The sequence below is a fragment of the Microbulbifer sp. 2205BS26-8 genome (genome assembly GCF_030731025.1).
GTDB lineage: Bacteria > Pseudomonadota > Gammaproteobacteria > Pseudomonadales > Cellvibrionaceae > Microbulbifer > Microbulbifer spongiae.
The window spans coordinates 16,100-39,600 of record NZ_JAVAMR010000006.1 but is presented as its reverse complement, the minus strand read 5'-3'; the positions used below and the strand labels follow the sequence as shown (position 1 = coordinate 39,600).

The following is a 23,501-nucleotide window of genomic DNA, read 5'->3' as shown; positions in this document are numbered from 1 at the left end:
TCCGTGAATCGTGTTGCCCCCCTGACTATCCACTGGCGATGGTGCCACTGACCCGTTGAGGCTCAATCGGTAGTCACTGCCAATTCGGCCGTCCTCCCCTTAAGCGCTGCCATTAACCGGGCGCGCCTAGCCAAGCAATACAAAGACAAACTGGAGTCTCTATGACCCCAAGTGAATACGCCCGGCTCGTGTCTTCGGGCTATAACCGGATACCGCTGGTGCGCCGTGTACTGGCGGATATCGAAACGCCGTTATCCACGTACCTGAAGCTCGCGGTGGGGCGCTACAGTTACCTGTTCGAATCTGTGCAGGGGGGCGAAAAATGGGGCCGCTATTCCATTATCGGGTTGCCGGCGCGGACCCTGTTGAGGGTAAGCGGCAATATGGTGGTCGTGGAACGGGATGGGGAAGTGGTGGAGAGTGAAACCTCGGCGGATCCGCTGGCGTTTGTGGAGCGTTTTCAGAAACGTTACCGGGTGCCGGAATTGCCCAACCTGCCGCGCTTCCACGGTGGGCTGGTAGGCTATTTCGGCTACGATTGCGTGCGCTATATTGAACCGCGCCTGGCCCTCAGCGTGCCACCGGATACTCTGGACAATCCCGATATTTTGCTGATGGTCAGTGATGAGCTGGTGGTGTTCGACAACTTGGCCGGTGCGGTGATCTTTATCGTCCATGCCGATCCGGAGCAGTCGGCTGCTTTCGAGCGGGCGCAGCAGCGCCTGGATCAGCTGGTCAGCAGGCTTGCACAGCCGCTGCCGAATCTGGTGTCTATGGACCTCGACGGCATGGGGATCGACGAGGGCGCCTTCCACTCCCACTTTGGTGAAGGGAATTTCAAGAAAGCGGTAGCGCGGGTTAAGGAATATGTCCTGGCCGGTGATGTCATGCAGGTGGTGCCGTCGCAACGGTTGTCCGTACCTTTCGATGCACCGCCATTGAATCTCTACCGCGCCCTGCGCAGTCTCAATCCTTCCCCCTATATGTATTTTCTCGATCTGGGGGACCACCAGGTGGTGGGGTCCAGTCCCGAGATCCTGGTACGCATGGAGGAGGGGGAAATAACGGTGCGTCCCCTGGCGGGCACCCGCCGTCGCGGCGCTTCGGAGTCAGAGGATCAGGCTCTGGAAAAGGAGTTGCTGGCCGACCCCAAGGAGCGGGCTGAACACCTGATGCTGATCGATCTGGGGCGCAACGACGTAGGGCGTGTGGCGGAAACCGGCAGTGTGCGGGTGACTGAGCAGATGGTGGTGGAACGCTATTCCCATGTCATGCATATCACCTCTAATGTGACCGGCCATCTCAGAGCTGGCCTGAGCGGTATGGATGCCTTGCGTGCTGCCCTGCCTGCTGGCACCCTGTCTGGGGCGCCAAAGATCCGCGCGATGGAAATCATTGATGAATTGGAGCCGGAAAAACGCGGCATCTATGGTGGCGCCGTGGGTTATGTGGCCTGGAATGGCAATATGGACACCGCCATTGCGATCCGCACTGCCGTGATCAAAAATGGCCGGCTGTTTATCCAGGCCGGCGCCGGTCTGGTGGCGGACTCCGACCCCCAATCTGAATGGGACGAAACCATGAATAAGGCCCGTGCGCTGTTCCGCGCTGCAGGTATGGCCCTGGCCAGTCGTTGTGATGCAGTAAAGACCGAGCAAGATGAGCGAAGTTAGTATTCCCCAAAAGTTCTCCTTTGCCGCACGCTGCCAGCGTATTGTTGCAGCACCGCTGTTTAATCAGACGATTATTGGCGTAATTTTACTCAATGGGATTGCGGTTGGACTGGAGACTTCCAGTTGGATGGTGGAGCGTTTTGGCCTGTTGCTCGGTGGCATCAACCAGCTGGTGCTGGGGGTGTTTATTCTGGAGGCGGCGGTCAAGATCGTCGCTTATGGATCGCGCCCGTGGCGCTATTTTACCAGCGGCTGGAATTGTTTTGATTTCACCATTATCGTCTTGAGCCTGATTCCCGCCGCGGGGCCACTGGCAACCCTGGCACGACTGGTGCGCGTTCTGCGGGTTTTGCGCCTGGTTTCCGCTTTTCCGGAATTGCGCGTTCTCGTGGATACCCTGCTGCGCAGCCTGCCGAGCATGCTGCATATTGCGCTATTGATGGGGATTATTTTTTATATCTACGGCGTGGCCGGTTATTTTCTCTTCCATGAAATTGATCCCGTACACTGGCGCAGCCTGCCAATTGCCCTGCTGAGCCTGTTTCGCATTGTTACCTTCGAGGACTGGACCGACATTATGTATATCGCTATGGAGGCGATGCCCTGGGCCTGGGTCTATTTTGTCAGCTTCGTAGTGATGGGCGCCTTTGTAATGATTAATCTGTTTATTGGGGTTGTGCTCAATAATCTGGAGGAGGCCAAGCTGCGCCGCATGGACGAGTTGCGCCTGCCGCCGAGCCAAGCAGAGATACTGCGGGAGCTGCGCGCAACCCAGGTGTCCCTGGTGCGCCTGCAAAAGCGCATGGAGGCAAGTGATTATTCAGCAAAGGTAATGGGGGCCGGGTAATGATTCTGATGATAGACAACTACGATTCCTTTACCTGGAATGTGGTGCAGTATCTGCAGGAACTGGGCGCGCAGGTTGAGGTCAAGCGCAATGACGAGTTTGCCCTTGAGGAGATTGAAGCAATGTCCCCGGAGAAAATTGTGATCTCCCCGGGGCCCTGCACGCCCAATGAGGCGGGTATTTCCCTTGATGTGATTCGCCGTTTTGCCGGCAGGATTCCGATACTGGGGATTTGCCTCGGCCACCAGAGTATCGGTCAGATCTTTGGCGGCAGGGTGGTGCGTGCGCGTCGGGTAATGCATGGTAAAACCTCCCCTATCGTGCACAATAACCTGGGGGTATTTCACGGTCTGTCCAATCCTTTCGAGGCGACCCGCTACCATTCCCTGGTGGTGGAGAAGCAGAGTCTTCCGGAATGCCTGGAGATTACCGCCTGGACTGAAACCGAAGACGGTGAGATCGATGAAATCATGGGGTTGCGCCACCGTGAACTGGCGGTTGAGGGGGTGCAGTTTCACCCCGAGTCCATTCTCACCGTGCACGGCCACGACATGGTGCGGAATTTTCTCGAGTCCTGATTTTCTGGGACAAACGATTGCAGGACAGGCCGCTGCCTGTCCTGCACAATAAACCACAGAGCAGGGCCAAGGGGAGCAGCATGAATATTCAACAAGCCATCGCCAAACTGGTGGATGGGGAACATCTCACCCGTGTGGAAATGCGCGAAACCATGGGCCAGATTATGTGTGGCGAGGCGGAGGAAGCCCAGATTGGCGCGCTGCTGGTCGCAATGCGTATCCGCGGTGAGACCGTCGATGAAATCGTAGGTGCCGTGGAAACCATGCGCGCGCTGGCCACCAGGGTGGAGCTGAATCTGGATAACACCGTGGATATTGTCGGCACCGGTGGCGATGGCGCCAACCTTTTCAATGTTTCCACTGCCAGTAGCTTTGTCGCGGCGGCGGCGGGTGCCAGGGTGGCCAAGCATGGCAATCGCTCGGTTTCCTCCAGCAGTGGTTCCGCCGACCTGCTCGAGCGCGCGGGTGTTTTTCTTGAGCTGAGTCCGGAGCAAATGGCCCGCTGTGTGGAAACTATCGGTATTGGCTTTATGTTTGCCCCCAGCTTTCACAGTGCGGTACGCCATGTGGGGCCGGCACGCAAGGCGCTGGGGTTGCGCACCATTTTCAATCTACTCGGCCCCATGACCAACCCCGCGGGCGTCAAACGCAAGGTGATTGGAGTCTATGAGAAGCGCTATTGCCGCTTACTGGCCGAGGTGCTTAAGCACCTCGGTTCCGAGCATGTACTAGTACTGCACAGTGATGACGGCCTGGATGAAGCCAGTCTCGCCGCGGACACTTTTGCCGTGGAGTTGAAAGGCGGGGTTGTTGCAGAATTTCTGCTGCGCCCGGAGGACTTCGGCTTACAGCGCCGTGATCTGAGTGGCCTCAGTGTATCCGGTCCCGAGGATTCCCTGGTGTTAATTCGCGATGCCCTCGGCAAGCGCTCGACCGTGAATGGTCAAAAAGCTGCGGATATTATTGCCCTGAATGCCGGCCTGGCCATTTATGTGAGTGGTGTAGCGACCACCGCTGGGCAGGGTGTCGCCATGGCTCAGGATGCGATCGACAGTGGCCTCGCCGCTGAGAAAATCCATGACCTGGTCGCTTTCAGTAGTGCCTTCCGTCCAGAGGAGGTACGATCGTGAGCACCCCCACGATTCTCAACGCCATTATTGCGCGCAAATGGCAGGAAATCCGAGAGCGCAAGTCTCAGTGTACCCTGGAAGAGATGCGCTTGCGCGCAAGAGACCAGGCCCCTGTGCGGGGTTTTGTGGCTGCACTGGAACGCAAGATTGCCGAAGGCGAAGCCGCAGTGATTGCGGAAATCAAAAAAGCCTCTCCCAGCAAAGGGGTGATCCGCGAGGATTTTTTGCCTGCGGAAATTGCCACCAGCTATGAAAAGGGTGGTGCGGCTTGTCTGTCGGTACTGACCGATGTCGATTTCTTCCAGGGTGCCGACAGCTATTTGCAACAGGCGCGCAATGCGGTGCGTCTGCCAGTATTGCGCAAGGACTTTACCGTGGACCCCTACCAGGTTTACGAAGCGCGGGCTATCGAGGCCGACTGTATCCTGCTGATTGCCGCCTGTCTGGAGGATCAGCAAATGCAGGATTTCAACGGTTTGGCACGGGAGCTCGGTCTGGATGTGTTGGTGGAAGTGCACAACCGCCGTGAGTTGGAGCGCGCGCTGGTTCTGCAGAACCGCTTGATTGGTATCAACAACCGCGATCTGCACACCTTCGAGGTACACCTGGAAAATACATTTAAATTGCTCAACCTGGTGCCTTCTGACCGCATTGTAGTGACCGAAAGCGGCATTCATACCACCGATGATGTCGCGGCCATGCGTGGGCACAGCGTCGATACTTTCCTGGTGGGTGAGGCGTTTATGCGCGAGCGGGAACCCGGACGCAAATTGATGGAGATGTTTAACTGAGCTGTTATCTTTTTATGCGGCTGAACAAAAACAGGCGATCATAGGATCGCCTGTTTTTGTTCTGTGTCATCGCTTGGGCTCAGCGGGTGCCGTAGACCACCATGGTTTTGCCTTTAACGGAGACCAGACCCTGTTCTTCCAAAGTCTTCAGCACCCGCCCCACCATTTCCCGTGAACAGCCGACGATACGACCGATTTCCTGGCGGGTAATTTTAATCTGCATCCCCTCGGGGTGTGTCATTGCATCGGGCTCATTGCATAAATCCAGCAGGGTGCGCGCCACGCGTCCGGTGACATCCAGGAATGCCAGATCACCGACCTTGCGCGTGGTATTGCGCAGGCGACCCGCCATTTGTGTGGCCAGGGCAAACAGGAACTCGGGGTGCTGGCGGGTCAGCTCCTGGAATTTGGTGTAGGAGATTTCCGCCACCTCGCACTCGGTTTTAGTGCGTACCCAGGCACTGCGGGTATCCTGATCAAAGAGCCCCATCTCACCGAAAAAGTCCCCATCATTCAGGTAGGCGACGATCATCTCTCGGCCCTCGTCGTCCTCAATCAGCACGGTTACCGAGCCGCGTATAATAAAATACAGGGATTCACAGCGGTCGCCGGCATAGATAATTGTGCTCTTGGCCGGGTAGCGACGCCGGTGGCAATGGGCCAGAAAGTCTTCAATATTGCCGATGGTTATGGGTTCTTCGATAGCAACCGTCACGATGTATTCCTCATTTTTGTCTCGTGCTCTATCCAGGCTTGAGCAGCGGAGCACTGTTGAATTATCGCGCGAAAAAAGCATCCCCAACAGAGGTTGGTGGTGGCAAAGTTCCGCATTGTGACCTGTGACACTCTGGTACTGGCGGGATTGGACTTCAGTATGGCTCAGGTGTCACTGGCACTGCTGAAATGGTGCTGTGGGGCATTTCGCGCGGAGGCGTGCAGACACTATACAGGAAATAGGCGGACACCGGGATAATCTTGCGCAATATGCTAAGCTTTGCGACTTGGAATTTCGTGGGGGGGGTGCGAATGCGGGGCAAGGTAACCTGGGTCAGAGATGTCATGTTTGTCGGTGAAGCCGGCAGTGGGAATGCAGTGGTGATGGAAGGTGGGCGCTCCAATAACGGCGTTCGCCCCATGGAAATGATTTTGCTGGGTGTCGGCGGTTGTGCCGCCTATGATGTTGTTTCTATTCTGCAGAAAGCGCGCCAGAATATTATTTCCTGCCATTGTGAACTGGATGGGGCACGACCGGATACAAGCCCCTCGCCGTTTGAACGGATAGATATGGAATTTGTGGTGCGTGGTCGCGGGCTGAAAGAAAGTCATGTGGCGCGGGCGGTGAGGCTCTCTGCGGAAAAATACTGTTCCGCCTCTATTATGCTGCGCAATGCCGGGGTGGAGATAGTACACCGCTACCGTGTTGAAGAGGCGTGATTGAAATACTGCCGGAATAATCGGGCGGCGATAAAACTGGGCGCTCGAAGCCATTGTATGATCGCGTGCAACCATCCCGTAAAAGCCACTTGCGTGATTCCCTGGAGCACGATCACCACTCGGCGTATTGTCCTCAGATTCTATAGCTGGTGGAGGTCATTACTTTTGCCACCAGCGACATAACGCCCTTAACGGGCCGGGGAAAACGACGCCCACCGGCAGACAGTGCTGCATGGGCGTGCGCTTCCTCGTCGATCAGCATCTGCTTTACCACCGCGCGACTTTTCTTGTCCCGGCTCGGCAGTTTTTCCAGGTGGTCCTGCAGGTGTTTACATACCTGTTCCTCGGTAGCGGCCACAAAGCCCAGGCTGATGCGGTCGCTGATCTTGCCGGCGGCGGCGCCGAGGCCGAAAGACAGGCCGTACCAGAGGGAATTGAGCCAGCTGGGCCGACTGTCCAGTGCTTGCAGGCGCTGTTCACACCAGGCCAGGTGATCTATCTCTTCATCGGCGGCGCGCGCCATTTCGCTGCGCACTTTCGCCAGTTTCGCGGTGAGTGCCTGGCCCTGATAGAGCGCCTGGGCGCAGACTTCGCCACTGTGATTGACCCGCATCAGGCCGGCGGCATGTCTGCGTTCCGAGCTGCTGAGTTCGGCCTCTGCCTCGGCCCTGGCAGGGGAAGGCCGCCCATGGCAGGGTTCGCCGGGGCTCAGGGTGCGCAGGGCCCGGTCGGCCTGGACAAGCAAGCGGTCGAGCCCGCTCAGATGGCGTTTACCCACAGGCTGCACGCGCTGCTGCGTTGACTCCCGGGTGCCGTGGTCCTGTGTTGTTGTCATGGCTGTTCTCCGGCAGTGACCTCTTCTCTCTCGATGGCGCGATAGCCGATATCTCTGCGATAGAAGAGACCATCCCAGTAGATGGCGCGTGCCGCCGTATAGGCATTGGCCTGGGCATCGGCAACACTGTCGCCCAGGGCTGTGGCGCATAGGACCCGCCCACCATTGGTCACCACGCGGTTTCCATCTTCAGCGGTACCGGCGTGGAAGATTTTTGCCCGGTCACTGCCGGCGCTCTCCAGGCCGCCAATGGCATCACCCCTGCGATAGCTGCCGGGGTAGCCGTGTGCGGCGAGCACCACACCCAGGGCCGGGCGCGGGTCCCATTCGGCCTGTGCGCGGTCGAGTTTGCTGTCCAGGGCGGCCAGGCACAGGTTCACCAGATCGGACTTGAGGCGCATCATGATGGGTTGTGTTTCCGGGTCGCCAAAGCGGCAATTGTACTCGATGACCCGCGGCGCGCCCTGCGGGTCGATCATCAACCCCGCATAAAGAAAACCGGTGTAGGGTATACCCTCAGCAGCCAGCCCCTGCACGGTGGGTCCAATCACTTCTCGCATAATGCGCAGGTAAACACTGTCTGTGACCACCGGAGCGGGGGAATAGGCACCCATGCCACCGGTGTTGGGACCGGTGTCGCCATCGCCAACCCGCTTGTGATCCTGGCTGGTGGCCATGGGCAGTATGTTCTTGCCATCGACCATCACGATAAAGCTGGCCTCTTCCCCCTGCAGGAATTCCTCAATCACCACCCGGCAGCCGGCATCGCCAAAGGCGTTACCAGACAGCATATCCCGTACTGCCAGTTCAGCCTGCTGTTCGGTTTCCGCTATGATCACGCCTTTGCCGGCGGCGAGACCGTCTGCCTTCACGACAATTGGGGCTCCGCATTCGCGAATATAGTCAATGGCCGGGTCAATCTCGGTGAAATTGCGGTAGGCGGCGGTGGGGATCTTGTGACGTTGGAGAAAATCCTTGGTAAAGGCCTTGGAGCCCTCTAGTTGGGCGGCACCCTTGCTGGGGCCGAAAATGGCGAGGCCACGACCATTGAAGAAGTCCACAATGCCGTCAACCAGGGGTGCCTCGGGGCCGACGATAGTGAGTGCCACCGCATGTTCCTCGGCAAAATCTGCCAGGGCGGAGAAGTTGTCCACACCGATGGCGACGTTTTGCAGTCCGGTTTCGCGCGCGGTGCCGGCATTGCCCGGTGCCACAAATACAGTGCCTACAGCCGGATTTTGTGCGGCCTTCCACGCCAGTGCGTGTTCCCGGCCACCGGCACCGATAACCAATACATTCACTGTTCAATCCCCCCTGAATAGACCTGATTGGCCTGTTGAGTCGATATTTGTTGCACTAGTGTAACGCGGAATCGGTGCGGGGAAAGCCTTGCCGGTCGGCCGTGCAGGCACGGGGATGCCCCACTCCAGCTCAGTGGCGGAAGTGACGTATGCCGGTAAAGACCATGGCCATATCGTGTTCATCCGCTGCCGCGATCACCTCTTCATCGCGCAGGGAACCGCCTGGCTGGATGACCGCTCGGACGCCTGCGGCAGCGGCATTGTCGATGCCGTCGCGAAAGGGGAAGAAGGCGTCTGAGGCCATCACGGAACCCTGCACCGCGAGGCCGGCCTGCTCGGCTTTGATCGCGGCTATGCGCGCGGAATTGACGCGGCTCATCTGGCCGGCGCCCACACCGATGGTACGGCCGTCTTTACCGTAAACGATGGCATTGGATTTGACGAACTTGGCGACTTTCCAGGTAAATAACAGGTCGCGAATTTCATCTTTGCTGGGCTGGCGCCTGGATACCATGGTCAAATTGGCAGCGGTAATAATAACGTCGTCACGTTCCTGTATCAGCAGGCCGCCGTTGACGCGTTTGTAGTCCAGCTCTGGCACGTGTCCTGAATCCCACGGACCGCACACCAGCAGGCGCAGGTTCTTCTTTTCCGCAACGGCCTGCCTGGCCTCTGCGGAGACGGATGGCGCGATGATCACTTCGACAAACTGGCGCTCAACAATGGCCCGCGCTGTGGCGCCGTCCAGTGCGCGGTTAAAGGCGATAATACCGCCGAATGCGGACTCTCTGTCGGTGGCAAAGGCCAGTTCGTAGGCCTTGCAGAGCTCTTTGGCAATGGCTACGCCGCAGGGGTTGGCGTGCTTGACAATCACACAGGCGGGCTCGTCGAACGCTTTCACACACTCCAACGCCGCATCTGTGTCGGCAATATTGTTGTACGACAGCGCTTTCCCCTGCAACTGGGTGGCGGTGGCAATACTTGCCCCGGTCGGCTTGGCTTCCGTGTAGAAAGCGGACTGCTGGTGGGGGTTCTCACCGTAGCGCAGATCCAGCTTCTTGATGAACTGGCTGTTGTAAGTGTGCGGGAACCGCTGTGTTTCGCTGTCTTTGATACTACCCAGGTAGTTGGCGATAGCGCCGTCGTAGGCGGCGGTGTGCTCGAAGGCCTTCACGGCCAGATCGAAGCGGCTGGCATAGCTGAGCGCGCCTTCGTTGGCTCTCATCTCATCCACAATGCCTGTGTAATCGCCGGCATTTACCACGATAGCGACGTCGTTGTGGTTCTTGGCCGCTGCGCGCACCATGGTGGGGCCGCCAATATCGATATTGTCGATAGCATCTTCCAGTGAGGCGCTCGGTCTGGTCACGGTCTGTGTGAACGGGTAGAGGTTCACAACCACCATATCGATTGGGGCAATGCCGTGCTTGCGCATGACGGTGTCATCGGTGCCACGGCGACCGAGGATGCCGCCGTGTACCAGGGGGTGCAGGGTTTTCACGCGCCCATCCATCATCTCGGGAAAACCGGTATGGCTGGAGACTTCGATGACCGGAATGCCGTTTTCTTTCAGTTTCCGGTAGGTGCCACCGGTAGAGAGCATTTCAACACCCATTGCGCAGAGTTGCTGGGCAAACTCAATGATGCCACTTTTGTCGGAGACACTGATCAGTGCGCGGCGGATTGCTACCTTGTCTGTCATTGCACTTGGTCCAACTGATTTTTGCAAAGGATTCGCCACCGGCTTTCTGCCAGGTTTCCAGTGCGGCGGCGAAAATGACGGTGGGGGAAATAGGGAAGGGGGGTGAGAAACCCCACCCCCCTTCGTGCCATGCTTACGCTGACGACGGCTTACAACAGTCCATAGCGCTTCAGCTTCTTGCGCAGAGTGCCGCGATTGAGGCCCAGCAGCTGAGCGGCGCGGGTCTGGTTGTGGCGGGTATGTTTCATTACGACTTCAAGCATGGGGGATTCTATCTCTGACAGCACCATGTCGTAGACTTCGGTCACCAATTGGCCATCCAGATGCCGGAAGTAGTTTTCCATCGCCTGCTCAACGGCATCCCGCAGGGATTGCTGTTGAGGCTGTGCTAATTGTGTCTGCCCCCTGGAGGATACCTCTTCGCTGCCAGTATCCGGAATCAATACGTCATTGTTCATGCCGCTTGTGCCCCTCTCGTTATTCGGCGTTCAAACCACTCGTGAACGCTGGCATTTTGTACTTCTGCGTTCTCTATTTGGAAAAAGGTCTTGCGGAAGGACTCGCTGTTTGCAAGTGTCTTCAAGTACCAGCCCACGTGCTTGCGGGCGATACGGACCCCCATCAATTCACCGTAAAACCGGTGTAGCTCACCTAAATGCGTGAGCAGTATTTTTCTGACTTCATCCAATGTCGGTTCGGGCAACCGCTCACCGGTGGCGAGGAAATGGGCTATCTCCCGAAAAATCCAAGGTCGTCCCTGTGCGGCGCGGCCGATCATCACCGCTGCTGCGCCAGTGTAATCGAGCACCTCGCGGGCTCTATCCGCACTGGTGATATCGCCATTGGCAAAAACCGGGATTTTAACCCGGGATACAATGTCGGCAATGGTATCGAATTCAGCTTCCCCGCGGTACCCGCAGGCGCGCGTGCGGCCGTGAACTGCCAGTGCAGCGATCCCGGCATCCTCGGCCATTTTGGCAATAGTGGTGCCATTGCGAAAATCCGGACACCAGCCTGTGCGGATTTTCAGTGTCACCGGGACCGAAGTCGACTGAACTACCGCCTGGAGAATGTCTGCAACCAGCTTTTCATCCCTCAGCAGCCCCGAACCAGCGGCCTTTTTGCACACTTTTTTTGCCGGACAGCCCATATTGATATCGATAATCTGCGCGCCACGACGTACATTCTCCCGGGTGGCTTCGGCCATCATCTCGGGGTCACCACCGGCGATCTGCACTGACACGGGTGCCATTTCACCGCAGTGATCCAGGCGAAACCGGGACTTGCGGCTGCCCCACAGGCGGGTGTCTGAGGTCACCATTTCCGAGACAGCCAGCCCGGCGCCAAGTTGGCGGCACAGCTGACGAAAGGGGCGGTCGGTCACACCGGCCATTGGCGCCAAAATTACCGGACTGTCGATAATATAGGGACCTATGGCAGTGGGCACGGCAGCTCCATTTCTCTGGAAGGGGCCGCTCAAGACCCTGGCAAAACAGCGGCCTATGATAGCGGCTGGTGGGGTATTGGAAAAGCGAAAAAGCGGACAATTTGATCGATCCCTGTGCATTTAGCCTGCAGAGTGGTCGATTCTTGTTGTTTTAAGTGCCAATCTGGTAGGAGGTATTGGCCTAAAGCCAAGCTTCAGTGTGTGATATTCAACTCGTAGTTAACCGCTTCGGCGCCGGGGTCCACTATCTCAATAGCGAGATGAATCGGACTTGCCGGTGGCATCAGTTTGCGGCCCGCGAGTTCGCCCTGGAGGTATTCCTGAGGCGTAAACCGGCGGCTGGCTACCGCTTTATCTTTCAGGTCAGTGAACTGCAATAACAGACTGGGGAAAGGCTGGGGGTAGGGCGCCGTATTGAGCAGCACTGCATCTACCACCAGGGCCCCGTTTCGCTGGGGGTGGCTGCGCACCATTAGGTTGGAAGCCTGTATGGCGTTGGGGTCCCTGAGCTGGGGCAGGGAACAACCGAACACAGGGCAGGTCGCGGCATACAAGCTGCGCCAGGGCTGTTTTTTGTTGAGGGTGTCAAACTGGAAATAGGCCACCTGCGCGAGCAGTGTGAGGGTCAACAGGGACAGTAGCCCCCCCCACAGCCAGGGGTGTGTGGCTTTTTGCTGTGGAGAGCCCCAAATCATTTCCACAGGCACTGGCTGAATGGAGGAGATCAGTGGCTCGCCTCCCGGTTCCGTGCCAGCTGTATTCACGGAAGCAAAAAAAGGTTCTCTACGCTCCCCCGCTCCTTCCCTCAGGGGATCGGAAGGCCTTTGTGTTGACAGTGTTGCTAAAGGGGACTGACCGCAAGTGTGACCTTGTGATTGTTTCCCCGCGCTGGTCTGTGGGGCGTTTGCGCCGCTTGCCGATCCGGCCGGAGCAATGTCTGAGCCAGAGATAGGGTCGTCATCGGGCTTGAGCACATCGCCGAGGTCTTCATCGGGCCTCTCTCCAGACACTCTTTCAGGGTCCGGCAGCTGCCAATCACTATCGCCAAATGCCTCTCCGATGGCGGGGGCCGAATCCCCCTCACTGTGTGTATCTACCGGGGGCGGTTCCGCTGCAGTCTCTCTTTCTGGCACTGGTTGTCGGGTCGGCGGGGGAGGGGCGGGGGACAGCTGCCGTTTCTCTGTCTTCGATTCAGTCTCATCCAGCTCCATATCATCGTGGATCAGGAAGTCGTCGTCTTCCAACAGAGTCTCGAGCAGCGAGCTGGAGATCTCGGTATCCGTATCGTTGAAGACGATGTTTTCGTCTGCACGGAACACTTGCAGGCAGGAGCCGCAACGCACCGTACCGCGTGCGGCGCGCAGTTGCTGACCGTTGACATGAAATGCGGTGTTGCAATGGGGGCAGCGGGTGACCAGTTGGGACATTCGATTGTGACGCAGTGTGTTTTGCGGCCAAGTCTACCAGTCTCCCCGGCCCCCGCGTAGTGGTGCCTGGTGCATTTGACGGACACGGGTGCCGCTCAGGCGCACCCAGCCCGCCCGCTCCCGATCTTCGTCGAATGCAACATGCTGCCTGTAGGCTGCCTTCACCTGTTCTGCCTGGGAGGCAAGGATACCCGACAGGCAGATGCGACCGCCGATCCTGGTCAGGTCAATCACTTTGCAGGAGAGTTCCATCAGGGGGCCCGCCAGGATATTGGCGAGCAGGATATCCGCCGGTTCCCGCGGCATCTGTTCCGGCAGATAGACTGGAAAGCGCTCGGGGTCTATACCGTTGCGTGCAGCGTTGCTACGGCTGGCGATCAGTGCCTGCGGATCAATGTCGGCACCCATGGCGCGCTCGGCACCAAGGAGCAGGGCGCCGATACCCAGGATGCCGGAACCGCAGCCGAAGTCGATCACGCTTCGGCTTTGCAGTGGCTCCTCGGCCAGCCACTGCAGGCAGAGAAATGTGGTGGGGTGGGTGCCGGTGCCGAAGGCAAGGCCGGGGTCGAGCAGCAGGTTGATCGCCTCGGGGTGTGGGGGCTGACACCAGCTGGGACAGATCCACAGGTTTTCGCCACACCGGATGGGTTTGTAGTGGGACATCCACGCCCGCTCCCAGTCCCGGTCCTCCAGTTGCTCCCAGCGGGCGTTGGGCAGCGGTGCGCTGAGCAAGGCGGCCACTTTGGCCTCTGTGGCCACCGTGTTGATTTCCGCATGGAACAGACCGGTCACCCGGGTCTGATCCCAGAGGGGGGCCTCGCCGAGTGCGGGTTCGAGAATAGGCTGATCGGCATTGTCTTGCAGGGAGACGGAGACGGCACCGACCAAAAGCAGGGCCTCCTCAATCTTTTCTGCGTGTATGCGATTGGTGTCGACGCGAAGTTGCAGCCAGGGCATTGGGGTTCCGTGGTGGATCGATACGATTTGGGGCGGACTCGCCCTCAGGGTTTCAATACCGGCTGCCATCCTTGGCAACGGGGTTCGCCACTAGGTGGCAGAATGTGTGCAGACGCGGCATTACAGCCCCAGTTTTTTCTCCAGGTAATGGATATTCACCCCACCCTTGGCAAAGGCTTCATCCCGTACCAGCTCCTCCTGCAGGGGAATATTGGTTTTGATACCGTCCACCACGAGTTCGGACAGGGCCACGCGCATACGCGCCAGGGCGGTGTCGCGGTCTTCCCCATGGGTGATGACCTTGGCAATCATCGAATCGTAGTTGGGGGGCACTGAATAGCCCGAGTAGAGGTGGGAGTCTATGCGTACACCGAAACCACCGGGCATATGGAAGTTGTTCACCGTGCCCGGGCTCGGGAAAAAGGTACGCGGGTCCTCTGCGTTAATACGGCATTCAAAGGAATGACCGCGAATCGCGATGTCTGCCTGTTGCAGGGAGAGTTTCTCGCCGGCACAGACGCGGATCTGCTCCTTGATCAGGTCGATACCGGTGACCATTTCGGTAACGGGGTGCTCCACCTGGATGCGGGTATTCATCTCGATAAAATAGAAGTGCTGGTCCTCGTAGAGAAACTCGAAGGTGCCGGCACCGCGGTAGCCGATGTCGATACAGGCTTGCACGCAGGCCTCCTGCACGCGCCGGCGCACCGCATCGGGAATCCCCGGTGCGGGGGCTTCCTCAAGCACTTTCTGGTGGCGGCGCTGCAGGGAGCAGTCGCGATCACCCAGATGCACAGCATTGCCCTGGCCGTCAGACATTACCTGGATTTCTACATGGCGCGGGTTCTGGAGGAATTTTTCCATATACACGGTGCCATCACCGAAAGCGGCTTGCGCTTCGGATTTGGTGACGGCGATGGCATTGATCAGGTCCGCTTCATGCTCGACCACGCGCATACCGCGGCCACCACCGCCAGATGCAGCCTTGATGATAACGGGGTAGCCGATCTTGCGCGCGATCTCCAGGCAGCCCTCGCTGTTATCGGGCAGCGAGCCGTCGGAGCCGGGGACTGTGGGGACGCCGGCTTTTTTCATTGCGGCGATAGCGGAAACCTTGTCCCCCATCAGGCGGATTACATCCGCGGCGGGGCCAATAAAGGTAAAGCCACTCTTTTGCACCTGTTCCGCAAAGTCGGCGTTTTCGGCCAGGAAGCCGTAGCCGGGGTGCACAGCAACCGCGTCGGTAATCTCCATCGCGGAGATAATGGCCGGTACATTCAGGTAGCTTTGTGGTGAAGGGTTGGGGCCAATACACACCGATTCATCGGCCAGGCGCACATGCTTCAGATTGCGGTCCACCAGAGAGTGCACCGCCACGGTAGCGATACCCATTTCTTTACAGGCGCGCAAAATCCGCAAGGCGATTTCGCCCCGGTTGGCGATCAGGATTTTGTCAAACATGGTCACTAACCCCGCTCAGACAATGGTCACGAGCGGTTGATCAAATTCTACCGGCTGGCCATCTTCCAGCAGAATGGCTTCAATGGTGCCGGCCTTGTCGGCTTCGATCTGGTTCATCATCTTCATCGCCTCGACAATGCAGATAACATCACCGACCTTGACCAGCTGACCCACCCTGACGAAAGGCTCGGCACCGGGGCTGGGTGCCGCGTAGTAGGTGCCTACCATGGGTGACTTCACCGCGTGGCCGCTGATCTCCGGTTTGGACTCCTGTTCGCTCGCGGCAGCGCTTGGAGAGGGTGTCGCCGGCACAGTCGCCGGTGTGGCGGGGGCAGGTGCACTGTATACCGGGGCGGCGGGTTGTGCAGCGCTACTCACACCGCGGCTGATGCGCACGGACTCTTCGCCCTCCTTGATCTCCAGCTCACCGATATCCGATTCTTCGAGCAGTTCGATTAGTTTTTTAATTTTGCGGATATCCATAGTTCAATCACTCGCAGGTTTGACTCGTTGATGTCGGGGTGCCATTTCCAACTGGTGTATGGCCGCCTGTAGGGCCAGTGTGTAGCTGTGCGGACCGAAGCCGGACACTACACCACAGGCCAAATCGGAAAGATAGGAACGATGCCTGAAGGTCTCCCTGGCATGGGGGTTGGACAGGTGCAGTTCAACAAAGGGTATGGCAACTGCCGCCAGGGCGTCCCGCAGGGCCACGCTAGTGTGGGTAAAAGCCGCCGGGTTGATGACGATAAAATCGACATCGGTAGTCGCGGCCAGGTGGATGCGGTCCAACAGGGCCGCTTCGCTGTTGCTTTGCAAGGTCTCCAGCGTGTGGCCGGCAGCACTGCACTGGTGAGCGGCGGCCTCGTTGACTTCAGCGAGGGTGGTGACACCGTAGATGTGCGGCTCCCGGCTGCCGAGCAGATTGAGATTGGGGCCGTGCAGGAGAAGAATTTTGGCCATAGTACGCTCCGGGAAGATTGCCGGAAAATCACACCAAACTGGTTTAAAGGGCGATTTCGCAGTAAACGCGAAAGTTGAGCTTTGTTGCCGGAGTGTGCCGCAAAAGTGACCTTGTGTCCATGCTCTTCGGGTAGTTTAGAGAAGTTAGCGACAATTCGGCGATATTTGCCTAAAATTAACGCAAAATATACATATTAAGACGGTTTGGCCAGATGTATGGCTGTCGAGACGGTATTTTCCCTTACGGGGTTGAAGAGGTGCTCAGCCCGCCTCGGGCTGCGGCCTCAAGGTCCGCCAGTAATTCACGGCGCGACAGTATTTGCGGCAGAATCTTGGCTTCACCACCGCCGGCGGGATAGAGGAGGTACAAGGGGACGCTGGTGCGCTTGTACTTGGCCAGCAGCGCACTGATGTGGGGGTCCTGATTGGTCCAGTCCCCCTTGAAGGCCACAATCCCTAGTTGTTCAATGGCGTGGCTCACGGCATCACTCGACAGCACCATTTGTTCATTCGCCAGGCAGGTAATACACCATGCAGCAGTCATGTTCGCCAGTACAGCGCGGCCCTCACTGCGCGCGGCATCCAGTTTTTCGGCTGAGTAGGGCTGCCAGTAGCCGCTAGACTGTTGTTGGGTCTGGGGTGCAGTGCTGAGGTGCGGCAATAATAATGCGGCCAAGACCAGGGCCACCGCCGCCACGCAACCCTGCAGCCACCGCCACTGGTGGCGGGGCCAGAGCCACAGGGCAAAGGCGATTGCCACAGCACCGGTGAGTACCAGAGCGACGCCATCCCCCCCGGTTTGCCGCCCCAGTACCCACAGCAACCAGACTGCGGTCAGGTACATGGGGAAGGCCAGCAGTTGCTTGAGCCGATCCATCCAGGGTCCCGGGCGCGGCAGTTTTTCTGTCAGGGTGGGTAGGTGAGTCAACAACAGGAAAGGCGCGGCCATTCCAGCGCCCAAGGCGGCAAAAATACTGAGTGCCAGCACAGCCGGCTGTGTCACAGCGAATCCCAGTGCAGATCCCATCAGTGGCGCCGTGCAGGGGCTGGCCACCAGGGTGGCCAGGGCGCCGGAAGCCAGGGAGCCGCGCAAACCCCGGCTGTTGTTCAAATGACCGCCGATGCCCATCAGGCTGCTTCCGAATTCGGTGACACCGGAAAGGCTGAGTCCCATCACAAAGAACAGGTAAGCCAGGGCGGCCACCAGCCACGGGGATTGTAATTGGAAGCCCCAGCCGATTGCCTCGCCACCGGCACGCAGCGCCAGCATGACCGCGGCAATGGCGACAAAACTCAGAATAACGCCGATACTGTAGGCCCAGCCGTGGTGGTGGCGCTGGCTGGCACTCTGTGCTGCCTGACTCACTGACAGTAGTTTGATCGAGAGCACCGGAAAAACACAGGGCATCAGGTTTAACAACAGCCCGCCGGCGAAAGCAAACAACAGTGCCAGGGGCACAGTAATGGCACGGCTGTTATTCTCTTGGGGGGAGAGCGCTTGTGTATCCGGGGTTGCGACATTTCGGGGAGGTGTCCCCAGCATCCGGATACTGCCGTTGCCGCTGTCCACGCTGTAGTGACGGGTCTGTGGTGGATAGCAGAGCCCAGCATCGGCGCAGCCCTGATAGTGCAGCTCCAACTGCACAACCTTGCCGGTTTCCGCAAGGCGGATGGGGAATTCCAGTTGACCGCGGTAGACTTCGGTTTCTTTTTCGAAGTAGTCATCCCAGATTACCTCGCCGCTCGGCAGGCTCAGGGGCAATTTGGTCTTTTGTCCGTTTTCAATACGGTAGAGGGCAAGTTTTTCGCGGTAGAGGTAGTATTCAGGGGCTATTTCAAAAATAGCACTGAGCTGGCTGCCGCTCAGCAAAAGGTCCTGCCGGTAGGCTTCGTCAACCGGCAGAAAGGGATTGTCCAGAGTGTCGTTGAGGGTGGCAAAAGGACTGCCGGGGTCTTGCCCCTGGGCATTGGCGCCGGGCACCAACAACAGGATTGCCAGCAGGGCGAGGAACTTATTTCTGAAAGTTTTGGTCATCACAGCCATTGACGAAAAAATTCATTATAGTCGGAGGTACAGCTCTGACTGTTGTGCCGGGTGGGGGTTCAGTCGCACCAGCAGTATAACGATGTCAGCGGTACAAAAAAACAACAGCGGGAGATTGATTTGCCGTCATTTGAACGCCTTCACAGCCTTGGGATCTGCCTGCTGGTGGCCGGTGTGCTCGGGGCCTGTTCCGCTAATAAGCCTATCCGGCCCCCGGCCACCCCCCCGCCTGAGAAAACGGGGCCTTCGCCGGAAGAGATTCGCCAGAGCAATGTGACTTTTTTTCTCAAGCGTGCCGAGCAGGCCCTGCGCAAGGGCTACCTGACTCAGCCGGCCGGTGCCAGTGCCTATGACTACTATCTGCGCGCGCAGCAATTGGACCCGGGCAATCGCCGGGCCCGGACCGGTATTCAGACCCTGGTGGTCACCTATGTCGAACAGGCCCGTGAGGCTCTGCGCCAGCGCGGCTTTGGCGAAGTGGAAACACTGCTCAAACGTGCTGAGATGCTGGCACCGGGCAATTCACTGGTGGTGGAAGTGCGCCGGCAACTGGTTCGTGAGCGGGAGCGCGCCCGCTTCGATCTTCCCGAGGGAGAGAGCATTGGCCTCCCGGTAGCGGAACTCAATGCCAGGTCGGAACAACTCGCAGGGCAGTTGCAGCGCCTGGCCCGGCGCATTCGCAGTGAGCAGTTGCGCGTCATTATTGTCGCGCGCGATGATGCCGAGGGGCGCTGGATTTACCAGCAGCTGCGCGAGGCTGTACCCGGTTATCGGGTGCGGGGGGATATTAAAGTCGGCAGTCCAGCGCGACTGCTTCTAGTTCAACCCGGTGGGAAGAGCCCATGAAAAATCCATTGATAGCAGTCTGGATAATATTCGGCACAGCGCTGCTGTGTGCGACACAGGCTCAGAGCACGACCCCGGTCCTCACGGTGGCAGGCTATGCCCGTGAAACACTGCCGGGAGCGCCCATGAGCGCCGCCTATCTGTCCCTGCACAATACCGGAATGCGGGCAATGTTGCTGACCGAGGTGACGCTGCCGGAGGTAGAAGGTGCCAGTGCCGACCTGCACTCTACGGAGCACAGGGGCGGTGTCAGCCGTATGCGCCGACTGCAGCATCTAGCTATCGAAGCTGGAGAGCAACTGGAGATGGCACCTGGCGGTGTGCACCTGATGCTCAATGGGCTCCGTCTCCAGGCAGGGGAAACGCTGCTGTTGCGTTTACTCTTTGCGGATGCCTCGCACCTGGATATCCGGGTGCCGGTCATACGTATGGATGGAGTGAATAAGGCCCAGCATCAGCACCATGAATGAAACAGATTCATGTTTATTTATCGAGGTAAAAGGGGGGAAGAATGAAAAACTGGTTGCTTGCAGGGGTCTTTTGTCTGGCCAGCTGCGCTTATAGCCCGCTGCAGATTCAAGTATACCCCGAGTTCCAGGTCACTGCAGACGCCATAGGGGCCGGCCATACCCTGAGCGTACAGGGTATCAATGAACTGCCCGGTGGTGGTTTGGGCTCTCTCGGTGGGGTCTATTCCGAGACGTCCCGAGTCAGTGTTGCCAATGATGCGGGTGAGGCGATAGCGGCCGGACTGCGGCGGGGATTTGCCAACTGGTCTTTTCGTGTGACCGATACCGCCTCCCAGGTGCAGGTGGTCGCAAGGCTGGTGCGGCTGACCTATAACAGCCCCGATATGGTGTACACCACCACCATCGATACTTCTGCTGAGATTCACCTGGAAGTTAAAGTTGGTGCTGCTACCTATTTCGGAACTTACAGCGCTTCCGGCACAGATCGCAATCTGGTTAAACCCAGCCGGGAGGAGGTGGAAGCCCGGGTGAACAACATACTGGGTGCAACCCTGCAACGGGTATTCGAAGACGTGAAATTGAAGGAGTTCCTGTACACACACTTATGAGCGTGCCATTTAGCTACTGTGATGAAAAGACAGGCTGGGAGTCTGAATCATTGAAGAAAATCGGCGACCCCGGACTCTGATGTCGGTCAAATTGCTCAGCGTACCGAATGGAAAGCCCCGTGATCCTCTCTGCTTGTGGGGAGGGGTGCCAAGCCTTTTGTGAGTGTGTGGCCATGACACTGTTTGATCCTAAATCCGCAGAATATTTGGGGCCACTGGCCCAGTTGGAGAAAGGTTTGAACCCCTGTGAGGGAATCAGCCTGCAAGCGGCGGAGGCGGCGCTTGGGGAGGTTGCCGATGGGGTCATTGTGACCGACGCTGGCGGGATCGTTCTGTATGCCAACCCTCTGGTCAGTGAAATGACCGGTAATCTGGTCGGTCTGTTGCCCGGCCAGCCCCTCAACGAGGGGCTGCAGCTCTGTGATACCCAGGGTGCGCCCTTGCCGTCGCCACTACCGGATATCCCTGTGCGCGAAGTCCCCAGCATGCGTGAAATCCAGGCTTACATCCTGCGCTGCGACGGCGCCCGTGCTCCTCTGGAAGTAACCCTGCAGGTGATGGCGTTGTGGGATGCCGGTACCTTGAAAAATTATGTGCTGGTGTTGCGGGATACCTCTGCTGCAAGGCGGGTTTCCACGCGTCTCAGTTGGCAGACCAGTCACGATGCCCTCACCCGTCTGCCCAACCGCCAGTATTTCGAAAGTGCATTGCAAAAGCTTCTGGCCCAGTGTGTCGACAAGCGCCAGCACCATGTCCTGCTGTATCTGGATATTTATCAGTTCAAGGTCATCAATGACACCCTGGGCTTTGTCGCGGGGGATCAGTTACTGGTGCAATTGGTGGCTTTGCTGCAGCACAACCTGTGCAGTGCCGACCTGTTTGCCCGTGTGGGCAGCGATGAGTTTGCCATTTTGCTGCGGGACTGCACATTGGGGGAGGGTGGCCGGGTGGTGGCGCGTCTGCGGGATGCGGTTCAGGACTTCAGCTTTGACTGGGAGGGCGACAACAATCGCGTGGCAGTCTCGATCGGGGTTGTGGGGGTGGACCGCTTTACTGCCAACGCCAGCCAGCTGCTGGCCTCTGCCAACGATGCCTGTTGTTCCGCGCGGGAGCAGGGGCGAAACCGGGTCAAGCTGTTTGGGGACTCCCGCAAGGTGCTGGAGCATCGACGGGAAACCACCTGGGTCTCAGAAATCCATGCCGCCTTGCGGGAGGATCGCCTGGTTCTCTACCGCCAGCCGGTTATTTCCCTGAAGGGAGGGCGCAAACTGCATCACTACGAGATTCTGGTGCGGATGCTCGGTCGCGATGGTGGGGTGATTTCACCGGGCCTGTTTCTGCCCGCTGCGGAGCGTTACGGACTGATTGAAGAGGTGGATCGCTGGGTTATCCGGCGTGTGTTCCACTATATGGCGCGGGAGCAGCGGACCGGGTTCCCCGGGGCCAGTTACGCCATCAATGTTTCCGGTATCAGCCTCGGCGATGATACCTTTGCCGGCTTCGTTTCCCAGGAGCTGGCTGAGGCGAGGCTTACACCCTCGCGGGTACAGTTTGAGATAACCGAGACCAGTGCCATCAACAATCTGGAAAGGGCGCTGGTCTTTATTCACAAGCTGCGCGCCGCCGGTTGCAGTTTTGCCCTCGACGATTTTGGTCGCGGTGTCTCCTCTCTGGCTTACCTGCGCCAGCTGCCGGTGGATTTTCTCAAGATTGATGGCAGTTTCGTGCGTAATATGCTTGAGGATGAAATCGATAGCGCCATGGTCAGTACCATTGATCACCTGGCCAAGTGTATGGGCATCAGTACCATCGCAGAGTATGTGGAAAGCCCCGAGGTGATGGAAAAACTCCACCGGATGGGAGTGGATTATGCCCAGGGATTCGGTATTGCCCCTGCCACGGCGCTTCCGGAGATCGATGGCTGAACGCGTGCGCTTTCCCGCTCTGCTTAAATGACTGCGGCAAGCAGCTCCGAGTGCTGGGCTTCCCGCAGGCGAGGTCCATACTGACTGACGACCTGGGCGGCGGCGCGACAGGCCAGCTCCCCGGCTTCGGTAAAGGACATATCGCGATTGATGCCGTAGAGGAAGGCCCCTGCAAACATATCCCCGGCCCCATTGGTGTCGATGGCGTGTACTCGCGGGCTTTTCACCCGCCGTAGCTGGGCGCCATTCCAGAGCAGAGCACCATCGGCCCCAAGGGTGATTGCAAAACTGCGGCAGTAGGCGCGCAGGGTGTTCGCAGCGGCATCGAGAGACTCGGTACCGGTAAAGCCCAAAGCCTCATCCCGGTTGCAGAACAGCATATCCACACCGCTGCCAACCATCTCCCGCAAGCCCTCGCCAAAGAATTGCACCATCGCGGGGTCAGAGAGACTCAGGGCAGTTTTTACACCCGCCTGCTGCGCTTGTTTGTGCAGGGCAATCGCGGCTTTGCGTCCGGTTTCCGAGGAGACCAGGTAGCCTTCGATATAAGCCCAATGTGACGCTGCCAGAGCTTCAGTGTCCAGCTCCTCGACCGACAGTTTTTCACTGATACCCAGGTAAGTGTTCATGCTGCGCTCGGCATCCGGGGTGATCAGAACCAAACACTTACCGGTGGTACCCATACCGGCCTGGCGCAGGCCGGCCGGGTAGTCGACCCCTGCAGCAGCCAGATTGTTGCGGTAAAAGTCTCCGTTGTCATCTGCGGCAACTTTGCAGGAATAGAAGGTGCGCAGTCCGAAGTAGCTGGCAGCAATCACTGTGTTGGCACCGGAACCCCCACAGGCGCGCTTGGCTGTCACAAGGTTGTCCCCCAGAGCGTCCAGCAACTGCTGTTGTCGCACATCGTCTACCAGGGTCATCACCCCCTTTTTAACATCGAGCACGGACAAATCCTCATCCGAAACCTCGATTTCCGTATCCAGCAGGGCGGCGCCAATGCCATAGAGGTCGTATTGCTGCATATTCATCCTTAACGGGTTTTGTATAGATTTCCGCCGCATT

The 23,501-nt window shown here is 58.3% G+C and carries 23 protein-coding genes; 10 read left to right on the top strand and 13 right to left on the bottom strand.

Features of this window, described 5'->3' with window-relative positions:
- Positions 1-161: 161 nt before the first annotated feature.
- The 5 genes from trpE (at position 162) to trpC (ending at position 5,019) form a co-directional block, all read left to right on the top strand.
- Entirely contained in the window at positions 162-1,673 is a 1,512-nt protein-coding gene (gene trpE, locus Q5Y71_RS03435; RefSeq protein WP_306040110.1) for an anthranilate synthase component I, read from the top strand.
- Positions 1,660-2,520: an ion transporter gene (locus Q5Y71_RS03430; protein ID WP_306040108.1), complete on the top strand. Its 861-nt coding sequence runs from the start codon at positions 1,660-1,662 to the stop codon at positions 2,518-2,520. The genes trpE and Q5Y71_RS03430 overlap by 14 nt, the downstream gene beginning before the upstream one ends.
- Positions 2,520-3,098 (top strand): aminodeoxychorismate/anthranilate synthase component II, encoded by a 579-nt coding sequence (locus tag Q5Y71_RS03425; protein ID WP_306040106.1) that lies wholly within the window; start codon positions 2,520-2,522, stop codon positions 3,096-3,098. Before Q5Y71_RS03430 ends, Q5Y71_RS03425 begins: the two co-directional genes overlap by 1 nt.
- Before the next feature lie 80 nt (positions 3,099-3,178).
- Complete coding sequence (gene trpD / locus Q5Y71_RS03420) at positions 3,179-4,228, top strand: anthranilate phosphoribosyltransferase (RefSeq protein ID WP_301415247.1); 1,050 nt, start codon at positions 3,179-3,181, stop codon at positions 4,226-4,228.
- Complete coding sequence (gene trpC / locus Q5Y71_RS03415; protein WP_371876989.1) at positions 4,225-5,019, top strand: indole-3-glycerol phosphate synthase TrpC; 795 nt, start codon at positions 4,225-4,227, stop codon at positions 5,017-5,019. Before trpD ends, trpC begins: the two co-directional genes overlap by 4 nt.
- A gap of 79 nt (positions 5,020-5,098) precedes the next feature.
- Here trpC and crp read toward each other — a convergent pair whose 3' ends face one another.
- On the bottom strand, positions 5,099-5,734 hold the full coding sequence (gene crp, locus Q5Y71_RS03410; protein ID WP_301415245.1) for a cAMP-activated global transcriptional regulator CRP: 636 nt from the start codon (positions 5,732-5,734) through the stop codon (positions 5,099-5,101).
- A gap of 311 nt (positions 5,735-6,045) precedes the next feature.
- On the opposite strand from crp, the gene Q5Y71_RS03405 reads away from it, so the two are divergent.
- The gene (locus tag Q5Y71_RS03405; protein WP_306040105.1) at positions 6,046-6,453 is read left to right on the top strand and encodes an OsmC family protein; all 408 of its coding nucleotides are present in this window, start codon (positions 6,046-6,048) and stop codon (positions 6,451-6,453) included.
- 133 nt (positions 6,454-6,586) lie between these two features.
- Here Q5Y71_RS03405 and coq7 read toward each other — a convergent pair whose 3' ends face one another.
- From coq7 to Q5Y71_RS03350, 11 genes are all read right to left on the bottom strand, one after another.
- Entirely contained in the window at positions 6,587-7,288 is a 702-nt protein-coding gene (gene coq7, locus Q5Y71_RS03400; RefSeq protein ID WP_306040103.1) for a 2-polyprenyl-3-methyl-6-methoxy-1,4-benzoquinone monooxygenase, read from the bottom strand.
- Positions 7,285-8,589, bottom strand: coding sequence for a phosphoribosylamine--glycine ligase (gene purD, locus Q5Y71_RS03395; RefSeq protein ID WP_306040101.1), 1,305 nt, complete (start codon positions 8,587-8,589; stop codon positions 7,285-7,287). The genes coq7 and purD overlap by 4 nt, the downstream gene beginning before the upstream one ends.
- Before the next feature lie 130 nt (positions 8,590-8,719).
- Positions 8,720-10,291, bottom strand: coding sequence for a bifunctional phosphoribosylaminoimidazolecarboxamide formyltransferase/IMP cyclohydrolase (gene purH, locus Q5Y71_RS03390; RefSeq protein ID WP_306040099.1), 1,572 nt, complete (start codon positions 10,289-10,291; stop codon positions 8,720-8,722).
- 149 nt (positions 10,292-10,440) lie between these two features.
- A complete protein-coding gene (gene fis, locus Q5Y71_RS03385) occupies positions 10,441-10,749 on the bottom strand; it encodes a DNA-binding transcriptional regulator Fis (protein ID WP_306040098.1) in 309 nt (102 codons plus the stop codon).
- On the bottom strand, positions 10,746-11,684 hold the full coding sequence (gene dusB / locus Q5Y71_RS03380; protein ID WP_306040211.1) for a tRNA dihydrouridine synthase DusB: 939 nt from the start codon (positions 11,682-11,684) through the stop codon (positions 10,746-10,748). The genes fis and dusB overlap by 4 nt, the downstream gene beginning before the upstream one ends.
- Before the next feature lie 248 nt (positions 11,685-11,932).
- Positions 11,933-13,165 (bottom strand): DUF3426 domain-containing protein, encoded by a 1,233-nt coding sequence (locus tag Q5Y71_RS03375; RefSeq protein WP_306040096.1) that lies wholly within the window; start codon positions 13,163-13,165, stop codon positions 11,933-11,935.
- 33 nt (positions 13,166-13,198) lie between these two features.
- Complete coding sequence (gene prmA, locus Q5Y71_RS03370; protein ID WP_306040094.1) at positions 13,199-14,122, bottom strand: 50S ribosomal protein L11 methyltransferase; 924 nt, start codon at positions 14,120-14,122, stop codon at positions 13,199-13,201.
- 120 nt (positions 14,123-14,242) lie between these two features.
- Positions 14,243-15,583 (bottom strand): acetyl-CoA carboxylase biotin carboxylase subunit, encoded by a 1,341-nt coding sequence (gene accC, locus Q5Y71_RS03365; protein ID WP_306040092.1) that lies wholly within the window; start codon positions 15,581-15,583, stop codon positions 14,243-14,245.
- A 15-nt stretch (positions 15,584-15,598) separates the two neighbouring features.
- A complete protein-coding gene (accB, locus tag Q5Y71_RS03360; RefSeq protein ID WP_306040089.1) occupies positions 15,599-16,066 on the bottom strand; it encodes an acetyl-CoA carboxylase biotin carboxyl carrier protein in 468 nt (155 codons plus the stop codon).
- 3 nt (positions 16,067-16,069) lie between these two features.
- Complete coding sequence (gene aroQ, locus Q5Y71_RS03355) at positions 16,070-16,546, bottom strand: type II 3-dehydroquinate dehydratase (protein ID WP_306040087.1); 477 nt, start codon at positions 16,544-16,546, stop codon at positions 16,070-16,072.
- Positions 16,547-16,787: 241 nt separating this feature from the next.
- Positions 16,788-18,581, bottom strand: a complete 1,794-nt coding sequence (locus Q5Y71_RS03350) for a protein-disulfide reductase DsbD (RefSeq protein ID WP_306040085.1) — start codon at positions 18,579-18,581, stop codon at positions 16,788-16,790.
- Between the two features lie 129 nt (positions 18,582-18,710).
- Here Q5Y71_RS03350 and Q5Y71_RS03345 point away from each other — a divergent pair, with 129 nt between their 5' ends.
- The 4 genes from Q5Y71_RS03345 (at position 18,711) to Q5Y71_RS03330 (ending at position 22,439) form a co-directional block, all read left to right on the top strand.
- Positions 18,711-19,436 carry an N-acetylglucosaminyltransferase gene (locus Q5Y71_RS03345; protein WP_306040084.1) on the top strand — a complete coding sequence of 242 codons (726 nt, stop codon included), beginning with the start codon at positions 18,711-18,713 and terminating at the stop codon, positions 19,434-19,436.
- Entirely contained in the window at positions 19,433-19,906 is a 474-nt protein-coding gene (locus Q5Y71_RS03340) for a copper chaperone PCu(A)C (protein ID WP_306040083.1), read from the top strand. The genes Q5Y71_RS03345 and Q5Y71_RS03340 overlap by 4 nt, the downstream gene beginning before the upstream one ends.
- 41 nt (positions 19,907-19,947) lie before the next feature.
- Positions 19,948-20,514: a YajG family lipoprotein gene (locus Q5Y71_RS03335; protein ID WP_306040082.1), complete on the top strand. Its 567-nt coding sequence runs from the start codon at positions 19,948-19,950 to the stop codon at positions 20,512-20,514.
- Positions 20,515-20,687: 173 nt separating this feature from the next.
- Positions 20,688-22,439, top strand: coding sequence for an EAL domain-containing protein (locus Q5Y71_RS03330; RefSeq protein ID WP_306040080.1), 1,752 nt, complete (start codon positions 20,688-20,690; stop codon positions 22,437-22,439).
- Positions 22,440-22,462: 23 nt separating this feature from the next.
- On the opposite strand, the gene Q5Y71_RS03325 is transcribed toward Q5Y71_RS03330, so the two are convergent.
- Positions 22,463-23,461 (bottom strand): adenosine kinase, encoded by a 999-nt coding sequence (locus tag Q5Y71_RS03325; RefSeq protein ID WP_301415223.1) that lies wholly within the window; start codon positions 23,459-23,461, stop codon positions 22,463-22,465.
- Positions 23,462-23,501: the final 40 nt, after the last annotated feature.